15 protein-coding genes are annotated in these 16308 nt (G+C 61.8%); 3 read left to right on the top strand and 12 right to left on the bottom strand.

Annotated elements, in window-relative coordinates; genetic code table 11:
• The 8 genes from RMO57_RS15115 to RMO57_RS15080 all read right to left on the bottom strand — a co-directional run.
• Positions 1-873 (bottom strand): phenylalanine--tRNA ligase subunit alpha (locus RMO57_RS15115; protein WP_310387998.1); only part of this gene is annotated, 873 nt, incomplete at its 3' end.
• A gap of 151 nt (positions 874-1024) precedes the next feature.
• On the bottom strand, positions 1025-1381 hold the full coding sequence (rplT, locus tag RMO57_RS15110) for a 50S ribosomal protein L20 (protein WP_263533139.1): 357 nt from the start codon (positions 1379-1381) through the stop codon (positions 1025-1027).
• Positions 1382-1404: 23 nt separating this feature from the next.
• Positions 1405-1608, bottom strand: a complete 204-nt coding sequence (gene rpmI, locus RMO57_RS15105; RefSeq protein ID WP_310387996.1) for a 50S ribosomal protein L35 — start codon at positions 1606-1608, stop codon at positions 1405-1407.
• A gap of 141 nt (positions 1609-1749) precedes the next feature.
• On the bottom strand, positions 1750-2295 hold the full coding sequence (infC, locus tag RMO57_RS15100) for a translation initiation factor IF-3 (protein WP_263533544.1): 546 nt from the start codon (positions 2293-2295) through the stop codon (positions 1750-1752).
• A 71-nt stretch (positions 2296-2366) separates the two neighbouring features.
• The gene (gene thrS, locus RMO57_RS15095; RefSeq protein WP_310387995.1) at positions 2367-4286 is read right to left on the bottom strand and encodes a threonine--tRNA ligase; all 1920 of its coding nucleotides are present in this window, start codon (positions 4284-4286) and stop codon (positions 2367-2369) included.
• 227 nt (positions 4287-4513) lie between these two features.
• Positions 4514-5599 (bottom strand): phospholipase, encoded by a 1086-nt coding sequence (locus RMO57_RS15090; RefSeq protein WP_310387993.1) that lies wholly within the window; start codon positions 5597-5599, stop codon positions 4514-4516.
• 7 nt (positions 5600-5606) lie between these two features.
• Positions 5607-7796, bottom strand: a complete 2190-nt coding sequence (locus tag RMO57_RS15085) for a TonB-dependent receptor (RefSeq protein WP_310387991.1) — start codon at positions 7794-7796, stop codon at positions 5607-5609.
• A 93-nt stretch (positions 7797-7889) separates the two neighbouring features.
• Positions 7890-10253, bottom strand: coding sequence for a Tex family protein (locus RMO57_RS15080; protein WP_310387989.1), 2364 nt, complete (start codon positions 10251-10253; stop codon positions 7890-7892).
• Between the two features lie 178 nt (positions 10254-10431).
• Between RMO57_RS15080 and RMO57_RS15075 the strand changes: the two genes are divergently transcribed.
• Positions 10432-11238: a MipA/OmpV family protein gene (locus RMO57_RS15075; RefSeq protein ID WP_310387986.1), complete on the top strand. Its 807-nt coding sequence runs from the start codon at positions 10432-10434 to the stop codon at positions 11236-11238.
• On the opposite strand, the gene RMO57_RS15070 is transcribed toward RMO57_RS15075, so the two are convergent.
• From RMO57_RS15070 to RMO57_RS15055, 4 genes are read right to left on the bottom strand one after another with little or no spacing between them, the layout of a single operon-like run.
• On the bottom strand, positions 11226-12512 hold the full coding sequence (locus tag RMO57_RS15070) for a TIGR03862 family flavoprotein (RefSeq protein ID WP_310387984.1): 1287 nt from the start codon (positions 12510-12512) through the stop codon (positions 11226-11228). The genes RMO57_RS15075 and RMO57_RS15070 overlap by 13 nt on opposite strands.
• Before the next feature lie 56 nt (positions 12513-12568).
• On the bottom strand, positions 12569-13465 hold the full coding sequence (locus tag RMO57_RS15065; protein WP_310387982.1) for an SDR family oxidoreductase: 897 nt from the start codon (positions 13463-13465) through the stop codon (positions 12569-12571).
• Positions 13462-13935, bottom strand: a complete 474-nt coding sequence (locus RMO57_RS15060; RefSeq protein ID WP_310387981.1) for a GNAT family N-acetyltransferase — start codon at positions 13933-13935, stop codon at positions 13462-13464. Before RMO57_RS15060 ends, RMO57_RS15065 begins: the two co-directional genes overlap by 4 nt.
• Complete coding sequence (locus tag RMO57_RS15055) at positions 13935-14954, bottom strand: NADP-dependent oxidoreductase (protein WP_310387979.1); 1020 nt, start codon at positions 14952-14954, stop codon at positions 13935-13937. The genes RMO57_RS15060 and RMO57_RS15055 overlap by 1 nt, the downstream gene beginning before the upstream one ends.
• A 189-nt stretch (positions 14955-15143) precedes the next feature.
• Here RMO57_RS15055 and RMO57_RS15050 point away from each other — a divergent pair, with 189 nt between their 5' ends.
• Together RMO57_RS15050 and RMO57_RS15045 are read left to right on the top strand one after the other, a co-directional pair.
• Complete coding sequence (locus RMO57_RS15050; protein ID WP_310387976.1) at positions 15144-15731, top strand: MCP four helix bundle domain-containing protein; 588 nt, start codon at positions 15144-15146, stop codon at positions 15729-15731.
• Between the two features lie 8 nt (positions 15732-15739).
• A partial coding sequence (locus tag RMO57_RS15045) for an MFS transporter (RefSeq protein ID WP_310387974.1) occupies positions 15740-16308 on the top strand: 569 nt, incomplete at its 3' end.

Genomic DNA, 16308 nt, shown 5'->3' with positions numbered 1-16308 from the left:
GCCGGAACCCGACACCTCCAACCAGCGACCTTTCAGCGGGCCGGAGGCGAACATCATGTCGATCTCGGCACTCGGCTCGGTGAAAGGGAAATAACTCGGCCGGAAACGGATCTCCATTTCCGTGGTCTCGAAGAACTGCTGCAGGAAGTTCACATAGACCGACTTCAAGTCCTTGAAGCTGATGTTCTCGCCCACCCACAGGCCTTCAACCTGGTGGAACATCGGCGAATGCGTCGCATCGCTGTCGACCCGGTAGGTGCGGCCCGGTGCGATGACGCGAATCTCAGGCATGGGCTCACCGGCGGCGATCAGCGCCTGGTGGCGCTTGACATGCTGGACCGCATAGCGGATCTGCATCGGGCTGGTGTGGGTGCGCAAGACATGGCCCCCTTCAACATAGAAGGTGTCGTGCATGGAGCGGGCCGGATGGTCTTCGGGCGTGTTCAGCGCGGTGAAGTTGAACCAGTCGTTCTCGATCTCGGGGCCGTCGGCGACGTCGAAACCCATCGAACCGAAAATGCCCTCGATGCGCTCCAGCGCGCGCGTGATCGGATGCAGGCCGCCCGTGCCGCGCTGGCGACCGGGCAAAGTTACATCCAAGGCCTCGGCCTTCAGCTGCAGGGCCAGCTCCGCATCGGCCAGGGCCTGACGGCGGGCCGTCAGGGCGGCTTCGATGCCGGCCTTCAAGACATTGATGTCGGCGCCGCGGGTCTTCTTTTCTTCGACCGGCAACGTGGCCATGCCCTTGAGCAGCTCGGTCACACGACCGGCCTTGCCCAAAAAGCGCGCCTTGGCATTCTCCAAATCGGCGGGCGTGGTAGCAGTGGCAAATTCGCCTTGCGCCGTTTGCAGCAATTGATCGAGGTCGTTCATCGCGGGGCCGTTTTCATCAAGCAAGTCTTGAAGGGGAAATTTGGGGGCAAAAAAAAGGCCGAGCTGTTAGCGCGGCCTTGGGGGTGCTCGGCCCCGCGCGAGCGAACTCGTACGGGGCTGCCACCTACCGCCTTGCGGCGGCAGATGAACATTAAGCCAGAGCGGCCTTGACCTTGGCGAAGATGCTGGCAAAACCAGCAGGATCACGCACGGCCAGATCGGCCAGGACCTTGCGGTCGATGTCGATCTGAGCCTTCTTCAGGCCAGCCACAAACTTGCTGTATGTCAGGCCCAACTCACGGGAAGCCGCATTGATACGGGCAATCCAGAGTGCGCGGAACACACGCTTCTTGGCACGACGGTCACGGTAGGCGTATTGGCCTGCCTTCATCACTGCCTGTTTGGCAATGCGGAAGACATTCTTACGACGACCACGATAGCCCTTGGCTAGTGCCAGGACCTTCTTGTGACGGGCACGTGCGGTAACACCACGTTTAACGCGAGGCATAGTATTTCTCCTTCAGAAGTCGGTCAGATGCCAGCGCCGGGCAACATTTGAGCCATATGGCCCATGTTGGTCTCGTGCACGCCGGTCGTGCCACGCAAGTGGCGCTTGTTCTTGGTGGACTTCTTCGTGAGGATGTGGCGCTTGAACGCCTGGCCGCGCTTAACGGTGCCACCCGGACGAACGCGAAAACGTTTCTTCGCGCTACTCTTGGTCTTCATTTTGGGCATGTTATTGCTCCTTCTAAGTACGTCCCAGGGGCGATTGCGGGCCTCGCAATACTTTGACTTGCCTCTGGAGACTAATAAACCTGCCGACGACCAAATCGGCAGGCTGAAACTTTGAGGCCGAAGCCTCGTCGCCTATGATACTTAACGCTTTTTCGGCGCCAAGACCATGATCATCTGCCGGCCTTCCAGCTTGGGCATGTTCTCAACCACGGCCACGTCGGACAGCTCGTCGCGGATTCGCTCCAGCAAACGCATACCGATGTCTTGGTGGGTGATCTCGCGACCACGGTAACGCAAGGTCACCTTGCCTTTGTCACCATCCTCGGCAATGAAGCGGCGCAGATTGCGCATCTTGATCAGGTAGTCGCCCTCGTCCGTACCCGGACGGAATTTGACTTCCTTGATTTCGATGACCTTCTGCTTGGACTTCGCCTCGGCAGCGCGCTTTTGCTCGATGTACTTGAACTTGCCGTAATCCATCAAACGGCAAACCGGAGGGACGGCCGTGGCGGAGATTTCGACAACGTCCACATCCAACTCGCCCGCCATGCGGAGCGCTTCGTGGATGCTCACAATTCCGAGCGGCTCGTTTTCTTGGCCGTTCAGACGGACTTCGGGAGCCAAGATTTCGCGATTCAGCCGATGCTTGCGCTCAGGAATGGCTCGACGGTCAGCAAATGTAGCGATGGTGCATACCTTTCAGCGAGCCCCAAGGCGAGGAGCCCAAACAAAACAAAAGCGCGCCCTGTGCAGCGATCTCAAGCCTTTTGAGTAATGTCGGCGGAAATCTTCGCAATGAAGTCTTCCAAGGCCATCACACCCAGATCTTGGTTGCCACGGGCGCGCACCGCAACGGCTCCATTTGCCTTCTCCTTGTCGCCTACGACCAGGATATATGGAACCTTTTGCAAAGAATGCTCACGGATTTTATACGTGATTTTCTCGTTTCGCAAATCTGCGTGGACCCTAAGCCCTTGTTTTTGCAGAGATTTCACGATTTCAGCGACGTAATCGGCCTGCGCATCGGTGATATTGGCGATCACCACCTGGGTCGGTGCCAGCCAAACCGGCAAGGCGCCGGCATGCTGCTCGATCAAAATTCCGATGAATCGCTCCAAGCTGCCGACGATGGCACGGTGCAACATCACCGGGTGGGCACGTTCGCTGGTGTCGGTCACATATTCACCGCCCAGACGCTCGGCGGTATTGAAGTCGACCTGCATGGTGCCGCATTGCCACTGCCGACCCAGCGCATCTTTCAGCGTGTATTCGATCTTCGGGCCGTAGAAGGCACCGTCACCGGGTGACACGATGAACTCGCAACCCGAGCGGCGCAGCGATTCCATGACCGCAAATTCGGCCTTGTCCCACAGCGCATCGGAGCCGACGCGCTTTTCGGGCCGCGTTGCCACCTTGTAGATGATGTCGGTGAAGCCGAAATCGGCATAGACCTTGCGCAGCAGTTGCGTGTAGGCGATGCATTCGTCCAGGATCTGATCTTCGGTGCAGAAAATGTGACCGTCGTCCTGGGTAAAGCCACGCACACGCATGATGCCGTGCAGCGAGCCGCTGGGCTCATTGCGGTGGCATTGGCCGAACTCGCCGAAGCGCAGCGGCAGATCGCGGTAGCTCTTGATGCCTTGGTTGAAGATCAACACATGGCCGGGGCAATTCATCGGCTTGAGCGCGTACTCACGCTTTTCCGACTCGGTCGTGAACATATTGTCCCGGTAGTTGTCCCAGTGGCCGGTCTTCTCCCACAGGTGCTTGTCGAGAATTTGCGGACCCTTGACCTCCAGATAGCCGTTGTCCCGATAAACGGCGCGCATGTACTGCTCCAACTGCTGCCAGACCGTCCAGCCCTTGGGATGCCAGAACACAAGACCCGGCGCGTTTTCTTCCATATGGAACAAATCGAGCTCACGCCCGAGCTTGCGGTGGTCGCGCTTTTCGGCCTCTTCCAGGCGGATCAGATACTTTTGCAGATCATCCTTGCTGGCCCAGGCCGTGCCGTAGATGCGCTGCAATTGCTCGTTACGGTGGTCGCCGCGCCAATAGGCGCCGGCCACTTTCATCAGCTTGAAATGCTTGAGCTTGCCGGTCGACGGCACGTGCGGGCCACGGCACAGGTCGGTGAACTGGCCTTCGGCATACAAGGACACATCCTGATCGGCCGGGATGCTCTCGATGATCTCGGCCTTGTAGGCTTCGCCCAGGTTCTTGAAATAGCTGACCGCCTCGTCGCGCGGCAAGACGGTGCGGGTAATGCGCTCATCCTTCTTGGCCAACTCGCTCATCTTGGACTCGATTGCGGCCAAATCCTCCGGCGTGAACGGGCGCTTGTAGGCGAAGTCATAGAAAAAGCCGTTTTCGATCACCGGGCCGATGGTGACTTGTGCCTCGGGGAACAACTCCTTGACCGCATAGGCGAGCAGGTGGGCGGTCGAGTGGCGGATCACCTCCAGGCCATCGGCATCCTTGTCGGTGATGATGGCCAACTGTGTATCGGTCTCCATCAAAAAGCTGGTATCGACCAACTTGGCATCCGCGCCTGCGCCGATACGGCCGGCCAGCGCCGCCTTGGCCAAACCGGCTCCGATAGCGGCGGCCACTTCGGCCACGGTGACAGCCTGCGGGAACTCACGCTTGGAGCCGTCGGGCAATTGAATCGAGATCATGGAGGTGCTCCTGAATTCTGTGAGAAAGGCGTGTGCGTGGTCGAAAAAAAACGCGGACATTGCCGCGCTTTGATGGGTGGAGAAAAAAAGCTAGTCGTGACGAGGCGCGGCCGACTGAACCCATGGACGGGGTGTGGTCGTAGTTCGCGGTGTCATAACCATGATGCCTTTCTCGCCCTTGTTCGTTGCTGATGGCTGAATTGTAGCCACCGATCAAGTCGCCCCGCCTACAGCGCCAGCGCTTCGATGCTGGAGCGCTCGCAGGCGGCGGCAAATTCATCACGTAAACGCTGACTCTCGGCGACGGCGCGCAGCCAGGCGGCCGCCCTCGCCTGCACCGCGTCACCGTAAAACTGAAAGTCGGCGCGGTCGGGCAACTTGCCGCGTGGCAGGGTTTTTCTGACCCAGTCCGGATGCGGTGCCAGCAAGACCACGTTGTCGAGAAAAGCGCTGGACTGATGACGGCGCTTGAGCGATTTATCCAACCAACCAGGGATCACTTGGCGCTGAAAATGCGGATACAGCACCAGCCCTTCCCCCAGCATTTCTGCATAGTTCAGATGCAAGTGATAGTCGGTGATGCCGCCGTCCCAATAAGCGCCACGCGGTGCGCCGGGGATGTCGTGCACCGCCTGCAGCCAAAACGGGATGGCGCAGCTGGCCAGCAAAGCGGCTTGAAAGTTCTGCGGCGTCAGCGCCACTTGGCGGCTGCGGTAGTCATTCAAGGGCAGCGGCAACTCGGCCCCGGGCGGCGAAAACACCACTCGCTCCAAGCTGCCGCCCATCAAGCGGCGACCCAGCAGATTGGCCATGAAGGCAGCGGTGTAGCCCAAGGGCGTGCGCAGTTTGCCTTCGCGCGCCAACAAATAGCGCCCCCGTGAAGTAAAAACGTGCGGCCGGTAACGCGGATGGCTCAGCGCCAGCGCCTCGCGCCCGCCAAAAACCTCTGCCAGCTTCTGCGCAAAGCCACGCGTCACCTCCGCAGCCGTCGGCATCTTGCCGGGCAGGCTGTCGTAATGCTGGTGAATATATTCGTGGGAAAGGCGCGCGAACTCGGCCTCGGTCTGCTGTGCGTTACGGCCCAAACAAGCGGTCACCATGCGCCAAGCACCGATTGAGGCCCCGAGCAAATGCACTTCTTGGCTGCTTCGCGCCAACCACTCGCCGAAGATAAATTGATCCAGTGGCCCCAAGATCAGCCCCTTAGGGCCACCGGCCGCAGCCGGCACCACGCGCACATCCTGCGGGCTGAGGCCACGCTCGGCAAGATGAGCCCGAGCGCGCGGGCCAGCAAAAATCTGTAAGGCCTGCACTGCCAATTTAAAGCTTGATTTCCAAAGCCGCGCCGAAGTTGGTGCGTGCCACTCGCTCGGTCGTGCTGCCATAGCCCGAGCCCAAGGAGACTGTCTGCTGCGTATCCAGCGGGACCAAGTTGTTGGCCGACAAGCGCAGCGATAGCGTTTTGCTGAACGTCCACTGCGCAAACACATCCAGCGCTCGTGTGCGCGTCTGCTCCAGCGATGTCGTCACCGTCTGCTGCGTGGTGTAGCCCGGCGTGATGGCAAAGCTGGCACCCGTCGTCAGCGGCAGACTGCTCAGCCGGTAGTCAAAGCCCATATTGCCGGACCAGGGCTGCTGCCCATCAAGGCGGTTGTTCGGGCCCTGCACGGCCTCGACATTCGAGCGATAAAAACTCAGCGAACCGCGCAGATTCAGCGCCAGCTTGGGGTCAAACAGCGAAGGCAGCAACTCACCCGCGCGGCCCTTGAGCTCCAGCTCCAAGCCACTGGTCTGCGCCTTGGAGTAATTGATCGGCTGCGTCACCCAACGCGGCAGCACGTCCCATTCGACGGACTGCAAGGTCGTGGTGCTGCGGATCAGGTCATCAATGCTGCGATGAAACACGCCGACGCTGACCATGCCGCCGCCCGTCAGATATTTCTCGAACGCGATGTCCAGGCCGGTCGCCAACTCGGGCTTGAGGTCCGGGTTGCCGACGCGGTCGGGTGTCAGCTCGGTATTGGGCAAGACGCTCAAACTGGGCCTTGCCAGCAGTGCATTCAAATCCGGTGCCTTGTAGCTGCGTGTCAAGCTGGCGCGAATCAGATCGCGCCCCTTGGGATCTAACTTGTAATTCAAATGCCACAGCGGCGTCACCACCTGGCTGACGTTGCGCACCGTCTGCGCATTGCCGCGGCTCTCGGTCGCGATGCGCTCGGCGCGCAGGCCGAGATAGGTCGACCATTGCTTGGAGAGCTCCCACTCGTCCTGCACAAACAAGGCTTGGCGCTGGATATCGGCCGAAAAAGGTTGACCGTCGTACTGAGGCAGTTGCGGCACGCCGTTCTCGGTCACTGTGCGTAGCTCGTCACGTTGGCGCCACTCCAAATCCCAACCCGCCGTGACGCTGTGATCATCGCCCAGCAGCTGGCCAAACTTGCCGGCCTGCGTGAAGCTGCGGTCCTGGTTGTTGCCGACCGTCTGCCGCTGCACCGTACCGTTACGGAAGGTTTCGCTATTGAATGTGCCCTTGGAGTCCTGCACGCCGGCTTTGAGTTCCAAACGCTGCGCGTCATTGAAACGGTTGACCCACTGCAGATTGCCGCGCAAATTTTGCCAAGTGCCGTGACTGGCGCTGTCGTCGTCGAAATTGGGCCGGCCCGAAATCACCGTATCGCTGTACTCGGTCTTGTTGTTCCAATAGCCTTTTTGCGCAAAGGTCTGCAGCGACGCCGTTTCGTCATCGCTGATCTTCCAATTGACGCGCGGGGCGATATTGAAGCCGTGACCCCAGTTCGGCGTTTCGCCTTGCTGAACCCCGCGCGCAGGCTGCAGGTCCGTGCCCTGCGCATAACGCTCGGTCGTGAAGCTGCTCTGATTGCGCCACTCGAAGGCCGAGATCGGCAGCGACAGCGCCAAGGGGCCCAAGGTCTCACCTAAGGTGAAGTTGGCATTCGGGGTCGGCCGCTCGATGTTGTAGTTCATGCCCAGCCGCAGATCGCGCTGCGACACGCGCGGTGCGTCTTTCAAAATGATGTTGATCGCCCCGGCCACCGCTTGCGCGCTTTGGTCGGCCGTCGGACCCTTGGTGACCTCGATGCGCTCGACCTGGGACGGACTCAGCTGATCCAGCGCAAAACCGGGCGGCGCCGGGTCGCCGTTGATCAAAATCAGCGTGTAGCCGGCACCCAAGCCGCGCATGCGCGGTGCGCCGTCTTGCACCGACACGCCGGGCAAGCGCTTCAGCACATCGGCCACATTGACGTCGCCGTACTTATCCATCTCCTCGCGGCCGTAAATCTGCTTGGCCACTTGGGATTTGCGGCGCAGATCGGTGTCGGACTGCTGGCGCGAGCTGAGTTCCACCCGCTCGACCCGTTCTATGCGGCTGCCTTGCTGCGGGCGCGCCGGCGTGTCGCCCATGCCGCCCGGCACCTCCTGCGCAAACGCGCCGCAAGGCGTCAACAACAGGCTTGAGGCCAAGACGCGTAGATTGGAATAAGACTTCAAACAGCACTCCGACAGATTCGCAGCCGACACCATAGCTTGCCCAGGCCGGCATTGCTGACGTCGAGCGATCAAGCACCCGATCGGTGGGGCGATCTACGGAGCGCCGCCCTTCAGCTTGGCCAAATTGGCGAAGGCCGCCGCCATCGCGCCGCCCGCCGGGGCTGCTGCGGCCACCGAGCGGTTGCCGCCACCGCTGCGCTCATTGCGCCCGGCCGGCTTGTAGCTGTTGTCGGGTTTATTGCCGCCGCGCTGCACCGGTGCATCCAGCTTCATCGTCAGTGAGATGCGCTTGCGTGCAATGTCCACCTCTTGCACCCGCACCTTGACGATGTCGCCGGTCTTGACCACCTCTCGTGCGTCGGTGACGAATTTGTTCGACAACTGGCTCACGTGCACCAAACCGTCTTGATGCACGCCGAGGTCGATGAAGGCGCCAAACTGCGCGACGTTAGAAACCGTGCCTTCCAGAATCATGCCTTCGACCAGATCCTTGATGTCGTCGACGCCCTCGTTGAAGCGCGCCACCTTGAAATCGGGGCGCGGGTCACGCCCGGGCTTTTCCAGCTCGGCCAGAATGTCCTTGACCGTGATGGCACCGAATTTCTCGTCGGCAAAGGCCTCCGGCCCGTGTTGTGAAAGAAGAGCCCGGATGACGTCGCTCTTACCCATCACTTCAGCGGCAGGTCGGCCGACAGTTTTGAGGATGCGCTGCACCAGGCCATAGGTTTCCGGGTGCACGCCGGAGAAATCGAGCGGGTTCTCGCCGCCCCTGATGCGTAAAAAGCCGGCCGATTGCTCGAAGGTCTTGGGCCCGAGGCCCGCCACATCGAGCAACTGCTTGCGGTTCTTGAACGCGCCATTGGCGTCGCGCCAGCGCACGATCGCCGAGGCGACGTTGGCCGACAGACCCGACACCCTGGAGAGCAGCGGCGCCGACGCGGTATTCAGGTCCACGCCGACCGAGTTCACGCAATCTTCCACCACCGTGTCCAGCATCTTGGCCATCGCTGCCTGGTTGACGTCATGCTGGTACTGTCCAACGCCAATGCTCTTGGGGTCGATCTTGACCAACTCGGCCAGCGGGTCCTGCAAGCGCCGGGCGATCGAGACCGCGCCGCGCAAGGTCACGTCCATGTCCGGCAGTTCTTTGGAGGCGAACTCGGAGGCCGAATAAATCGACGCGCCGGCCTCGCTGACGACCATTTTCTCGATCGCCACATCGGGGGCAATTTGTTGCAAGCGTTTGATCAAATCGCCGGCCAGCTTGTCGGTCTCGCGGCTGGCCGTGCCGTTGCCGATCGCGATCAGGTTGACGCCATGAGCGGCGCACAGCTTGGCCAGCGCATGAATCGAGCCGTCCCAATCCTTGCGCGGTTCGTGCGGATAGACCACGGCCGTGTCCAGCACGCGGCCGGTGTCACTGACCACCGCCACCTTGACACCGCTGCGGATGCCGGGGTCGAGGCCCATCACCACGCGCTTGCCGGCCGGTGCGGCCAAGAGCAAATCGCGCAGATTTTCGGCAAACACCTTGATGGCGACCTGCTCGGCCGACTCGCGCAGGCGCGCAAACAGGTCGCGCTCCAGGCTCATCGAGAGTTTCACTTTCCAGGTCCAGGCGACGCATTTGCGGATCAGCGCGTCGCCGGGGCGGGCTCCCATGGTCCAGCCCAGATGGCGGGCGATACGGCCTTCCGCCAAGCCCGGTTTACCGGCCACGACCTCTTCGTCCAGCGCCAGCTTGGCGTCCAAAAACTCCAGCGACCGGCCCCGAAAGACCGCCAGCGCGCGGTGCGATGGCACGGTGCGGATGCTTTCGTCGTAGTCAAAATAATCGCGGAACTTGGAGATGTCCGGGTTGTGCTCGTCCTTGCCGTCCATCAGCTTGGAGCGGAACAGCCCTTCGGCCCATAACCATTCACGTAGCTTGCCGATCAACAAAGCGTCCTCGGCCCAGCGCTCGCTGAGCAGGTCGCGCACGCCGTCCAGCACCGCTGCAGCGTCGGCGAAACCCGCCTCCGCATTGACGAAGGCGCCGGCCTCGCCCAGCGGGTCCAGCATCAGATCGGCAAACAGCTTGTCGGCCAGCGGCTCCAGCCCCGCCTCGCGGGCGATCATGCCCTTGGTGCGGCGCTTTTGTTTGAAGGGCAGATAGAGGTCTTCGAGCTCTTGCTTGGTCGGCGCAGCCGCAATTTTTGCGCGCAACTCCGGTGTGAGCTTGCCTTGCTCTTCGATGCTTTTGAGCACGGCGGCGCGGCGATCTTCCAGCTCGCGCAGGTAGCTCAAGCGGGCCTCCAGATCGCGCAGCTGCGTGTCATCCAGGCCGTCGGTCACTTCCTTGCGGTAGCGGGCGATAAAAGGCACGGTGGCACCGCCATCGAGCAGCTCCACGGCGGCGTTGACTTGGGCCGGCCGAACCTGCAGTTCGGCGGCAATTTGAAGCAGGATCTTGTCCAAAACGGCGGCTGATGCTCAAAAACACAGAGCCGCGCAGTTTGCCACAGGGTCGCAATTGCCTGCGAAATACCCTGACCTTTGGCTCAGTCCCACGCAGCTGGCATAGTCTGATTGCGGGGCGTAACTTGTTGCGCCCATGCACAGAAAATTCACTCAAGCAACCCGAGATTTCGAACCCATGAAGCTTCACGCCCGCCCCTTGCTCAAAGCTGCCTTCGCCACTGGCTTGGCCCTCGCCGGCCAAGCCGTCCTCGCGCAAGCCTTTGATGCCGCGCGCATCTATGGCGCGATCCCAGAACGTGATGGCGGGGCCGTAGGCCTTGGCGTATTCGCGGGTCAAAAATATCTGGGCTCCAAAGAGACCCGCGTCATGCCCGTCCCGGTGATTGACTATCAATGGAGCAACGGCTTTTTTGCCGGCACCGGCAATGGTCTGGGCATCAATTTCTCCAAGCAGCCCAATGTGAGCTACGGCCTGCGCCTCACGGCCGACTTTGGCCGCGACGAGGATCTTGACGACACCCTCAACGGCATGGGCGACATCAAGGCACGGCCCGAGTTTGGGGGCTTCCTCAACTACAGCATTGACCGCAGTTTTGTGCTGACTTCATCGCTGCGCTACGGCGCCGGCAATGACAGAAAAGACCTGCAAGTGGACCTTGGCGCGGTCTACTCCACCATGCTGGCACCGCAGTGGCGCCTCGGCGTTGGTGCCGCCATCACCTTGGTCAACGCGGACTATATGCAGACGCATTTTGGCGTCAGCATCGCACAGGCGGCGCGCAGCGGCTACGCCGTCTACTCGCCCGGCTCGAGCCTGCGTGATGTTCGCGCCAATCTCTCGCTGACCTATGCCATCAATCAGCGCACAGCGGTCACCACCGCACTGTCGGCGCGTGCGCTGCAGGGCGATGCCAAGGACAGCCCGCTGACCCACAAAGCCAACAGCATTGGCGGCGGCGTGGTCGGCACTTACTTGTTCTGATTCAACCAGGCGGCAGCCCCGTCGCCCGCCACCCGCCCGCTGGCCAAGCTGGCGCTGAGCAGATAGCCGCCGGTGGGCGCCTCCCAGTCCAGCATTTCGCCGGCGCAGAACACGCCCGGCAGTTTCTGCAGCATCAGCTCAGGACTGAGCGCCTCCAGGCGCACGCCGCCGGCCGTGCTGATCGCCTCGGCCACTGGCCGCGCCGCCACCAAGCGCAGTGGCAAACGCTTCAGCGTCGCGGCCAAGGTCGCCGGGTCGGCGACCTGCTCTTTATTCAAGACCTCACGCAGCAGGCCAGCCTTCACGCCCTCAATGCCGAGCCGGCTCTTCAGATGAGTGGACAAGGAGCGCGGCCCGCGCGGGCGCGTCACCTCGGCGACCACAAAATCAGCGCTGCGGTCGGGCAACAAATCCAAATGAATCAAGGCCTGGCCGAACTCGGCGATCTCCTCGCGCAGCAAGGCGCTGGCCGCATAGACAAGCGAGCCTTCAATGCCGTCCTCGGTGATCACAAACTCGCCTTGGCGCGTGAAATGCCGGCCGCTTTGACCCTCAAAATGCAAGGCCACCGGCTTGACCGGCAGGCCAGCAAAACGGGCAGTGAAGAGCTCGCTCCAGCCGCTGGACGGGACGGCTTGGGTCGGGGTCGGGTCAAGCCTTGGGCCCAATTCAAAGCCGCAATTCGCCGCACGCAGCGTTGCTATATCAACGCCCCGCTCTGCCAGCAAGGGCACCCAAGCGCCATCGGAGCCGAGCTGCGGCCAGGACGCGCCGCCCAGCGCCAGCACCACCACGTCGGCCGAGGCCGAAATTTCACCCTTTTCACCCATGAAGCGCAGCCGGCCGTCTTCGGCCCAGCCGAGCCAGCGCTTGCGCATAGAAAAAAGCACGCCGGCCTCGCGCAAGCGGCTCAACCAAGCACGCAACAAGGGCGCTGCTTTCATTGAAGTCGGAAAAACTCGCCCGGACGAGCCAACAAAGGTCTCCACGCCCAACTCGGCCGCCCAAGCGCGCAAGCCCGGCCCGTCCAGCTGGTCCAGCCAAGCCGCCACCGAGCCCATGCGCTCGGCGAAGCGGGCGTCAAAAAGGGGGCGTTCTTCTGAATGGGTCAGGTTGAGCCCGCCCTTGCCCGCCAGCAAAAACTTGCGCCCGACCGAGGCCATCGCGTCATAAACAACAACCTCCACGCCAGCCGCGCGCAGCCGTTCGGCGGCCATCAAACCGGCCGGGCCGCCGCCGATGACGATGGCTGTTTGGGTGTGGGGCTGAGGCATGGGTGACGACACTTTCGAGGGCAAGGGAGGCGGCAGTGTGCCAGATCGCGCACGCCCTAAGCCTTCTTCAGCGCGGCCCTCAACTTCAGCCCCAGCTCCGGCCTGTCCAGAAACGGGTCGGTCGGGTTGCGCCGCTGCAGCACATCGTCCTTGCGGGTCTGCACACTGCTCAGCGCCTGCGGGTGGCTGAAGACATAGAACTGCCGCTCATCCATCGCCGCGAACACCATCGCCGCGACTTCGGCCGCCGTGACCTTGCCCGCGTTGACCGCCTTGTCACTCATCGCCTGCCCGATCAGCTGACTCTGCGTCGGCCGGCTGCCCTTCAGCTCGGCCGGCCGGTTGCGGTGGCTTTGCGAGATGCCGGTGGGCACAAAAAACGGGCACAGCAGCGAGCAGTGGATTTGCTCGGTGACCAGGGCCAGGTCTTGATAAAGCGTTTCACTCAGGCTCACCACCGCATGCTTGGAGACGTTGTAGACACCCATATTGGGCGCATTGACGACGCCGGCCATCGAGGCGGTGTTGACGATATGGCCCTCAAAGTCGGGGTCGGCGGCCGCTGCGGCCAGCATCATCGGCGTGAACAGGCGCACGCCGTGGACGACGCCCATCACGTTGACACCGAGCACCCATTCCCAGTCGGCCAGCGTGTTCTCCCAGATCAGCCCGCCCGAGCCCACGCCGGCGTTGTTAAAAACGAAATGCGGTGCGCCGAAGCGCAGCTGCACGGCGGCGGCCAGCGCTTCCATCTCGGCGGCCTTGGCCACGTCAACGCGCTGGGCCAGCAGCGGCAGCCCGTCAAATTCGGCGGCAGCCCGCTCCAGCGCGTCGGCCTGCACGTCGCAGAGCACCAAGTTCATGCCGCGCGCGGCGGCGATGCGGGCGACCTCCAGGCCAAAGCCCGATGCCGCACCAGTGATGACGGCGGTTTTGCCAGCGTAGTTCTTCATTGGGGAGCGCTTTCGTGAATCATGTCGATATGAACAATGCCGTCTTCGTCATAGGGCTCTGACGTCTGCACAAAGCCCAGGCCGGCGTAAAACGCCAGCAAATAAGCCTGCGCGCTGATGGCGACGGCCTGACCGGGCCAGAGCTTTTCGCAGGCCAGCAGTGCTTGCTGCATCAAGGCCCGGCCCGCTCCGCTGCCGCGCGCGGCCGGCGCCGAAACGACCCGGCCAATTTCCGGCAGCGCATGGGCCGGCCCCTTGGCCAGTGGCGGCAACAGCCGTGCGCTGGCCAGCAGCTCGTTGCTGGCTTCATCAAAGCCCAGCAGATGCCAAGCCAACAGGTCAATGCCGTCCGGATCAAGGTAGACGCAGGCCTGCTCCACCACAAAGACCTGCGAGCGCAGCGCCAGCGATTGATACAGCGCCAGTGGGCTCAATTCTTTCAGTGGCGCACAGGTCCAGCGCAAGCCCATCAGACCAGCTTGACCAGTTGCTTGCCGAAGTTGCGGCCCTTGAGCAGGCCCAAGAAAGCCTCGGGCGCAGACGCGATCCCTTCGGACACCGATTCGCGGAACTTCAGTTTGCCGGTGGCGACCATGCCGCCCAGCTCCTTCAGCGCCTCGGGCCAAACCTCCATGTGCTCGCTGACGATAAAACCCTGAAACTTCATGCGGTTGACCAAGATCAGCTGCGGCGCGCTCATCGGAATCGGCTCACCGTTGTAGCCCGAGATCATGCCGCACATGGCGACGCGGCTGAAGGCATTGGCGCGCAACATCACCGCGTCCAGAATCATGCCGCCGACGTTCTCGAAATAACCGTCGATGCCGCTCGGGCAGGCCGCCTTCAGGGCGCCCGAGAGCGACTTCAGATCGCGGTGCTCTTTGTAGTCGATGCAGGCATCAAAACCCAGCTCTTCCACCACATAACGGCATTTCTCGGCGCCACCGGCCAGGCCCACCGCGCGCGCGCCGCGTGCCTTGGCCAGCTGACCAACGACCGAGCCAACTGCGCCGCTGGCGGCACTGACCACCACCGTCTCGCCGGCCTTGGGGTTGATGATCTTGACCAAGCCGTACCAGGCGGTCACGCCGGGCATGCCGACCGCGCCCAGATAAGCCGACAGCGGGATATGCGCGGTGTCCACCTTCTGGACCGCGCCGCGCTGGCTGGCGTCGACGACGAAATATTCTTGCCAACCGCCCATGCCGACCACCTTGTCGCCGACCGCAAAGGCCGCGTTTTTGCTGGCGACCACTTCGCCTGCGGTGCCGCCCAGCATCACCTCGTTCAAAGGCTGCGGCTGGGCATAGCTTTTGCCGTCATTCATGCGGCCGCGCATATAGGGGTCGAGGCTGAGGTAATGGTTGCGGATCAAGACCTGACCCTCGGCCAACTCGGGCACGGCAGTCTGCACCAGCTTGAAGTTAGCCGCAGTGGGCTCGCCTTGCGGGCGGGAGGCCAGCTGGATTTGGGTGTTTTGGCTAGTCATTGCGAAGGCTCCTGAGTTTGTTGCGCCCTTGATTGAAGCATGCTGCTGCGCAAGAATTCGTCCCAAGAGTGACAAAAACCTCCGCGCTTAAGTTTCTCAGCCAGCAGCCGACATCAGAACTGCTGCGTTCAGTGATGTGAGCAGAGCAATTATTTACGCACGCCATTTCAAGCCAGCCAGGAGTTAACCATGCGTCTTTCGGACTACAAGATCAACACCAAGTTGATCATTGCCTTCACCATCGTTGCGCTGATCGGTGCCTCGCTGGGCGCCTATGCCATCTTGAATATGAAACGCATCAACGACGCCGACACGCGGCTGTATGCGCAAGAGCTGGTGGGTCTGTCGCTGATGAAGGAGGCGAATTTCGAACGCCAGCGGATGATTGTGGCGATACGTGACGCCTTGATCGCCACTGACGCGGCGCTGCGTGACGACGCCTTCACACGCATTGGCAAGGCCCGCGAACAAAGCCAAACCTTGATGAACCAAGCCGCGCCGCTGTTCAGTACCGACGAGGGTCGCGCCGGCATGGCCAAGCTGAAGGAAGAATGGAGTGGCTATCTGGCTAGCGTGACCGAGATCGAGAAGTTGATCAAGGTGTCCGACATGGCAACCTCCAACCCGGCGCTGGTCTACCTGAAGGGCACGCTATTGCCAACGAGTAACCAGACCGGCGCGGCCATGACGGCCTTGTCCAAGCTGAAAGAAGTCGAGGCCAAGGAAGTCTCAGATGGCAACGACGCGCTCTATCAGCAGAGGTCAGGCGCGCGATGAAGCTCCCTATGTTCGCTTCCCTGGAGAATAAGAACTTCCGCGCGCTCTGGCTCAGCATGCTCTTCTTCTTCACGGCCATGCAGATGTCCTTTGTTGCCCAGGGCCTGCTGGTGTACAAGCTATCCAATACCGCAACATCTATCGCCGTCGTTGGGCAGGCCTGGGGCCTGACGCAGCTCCCTTCGTCGCTCATCGCCGGCGTTGCGGCCGACCGCCTGCCGAAGCGCTCGATGATCGTGTTCAGCCAGAGAACGATGGCGGTGACCGCGCTGATCACTGCTGTTCTGGCGCAGACCGGCGCGATCCAGGTCTGGCACCTCTTCGTTCTGGCGCTGGTGAACGGTGCAGTGTTTTCGTTTACCGTACCCGCTCGCCAGGCGTGGATTCCTGAGCTTGTCGGCGAAGGTCAGCTAATGAACGCAATCGCGTTGAACAGTGCGGCCTTTACCTTCACCGGCATCCTCGGCCCCGCGCTCGCTGCTGTCCTGATCGTCGTTCCCAAAGTCGATCTTGCTCAGATCTACTTCCTCATGGCGGGCTGCTACGTGATCGTCGTCCTGATGATTCTGCGTATCCC

Source organism: Roseateles sp., assembly GCF_031397715.1.
Lineage (GTDB): Bacteria > Pseudomonadota > Gammaproteobacteria > Burkholderiales > Burkholderiaceae_C > Paucibacter_A.
Note: the sequence above shows the minus strand (reverse complement) of the source record. Positions and strands in the feature narration are given on the sequence as shown.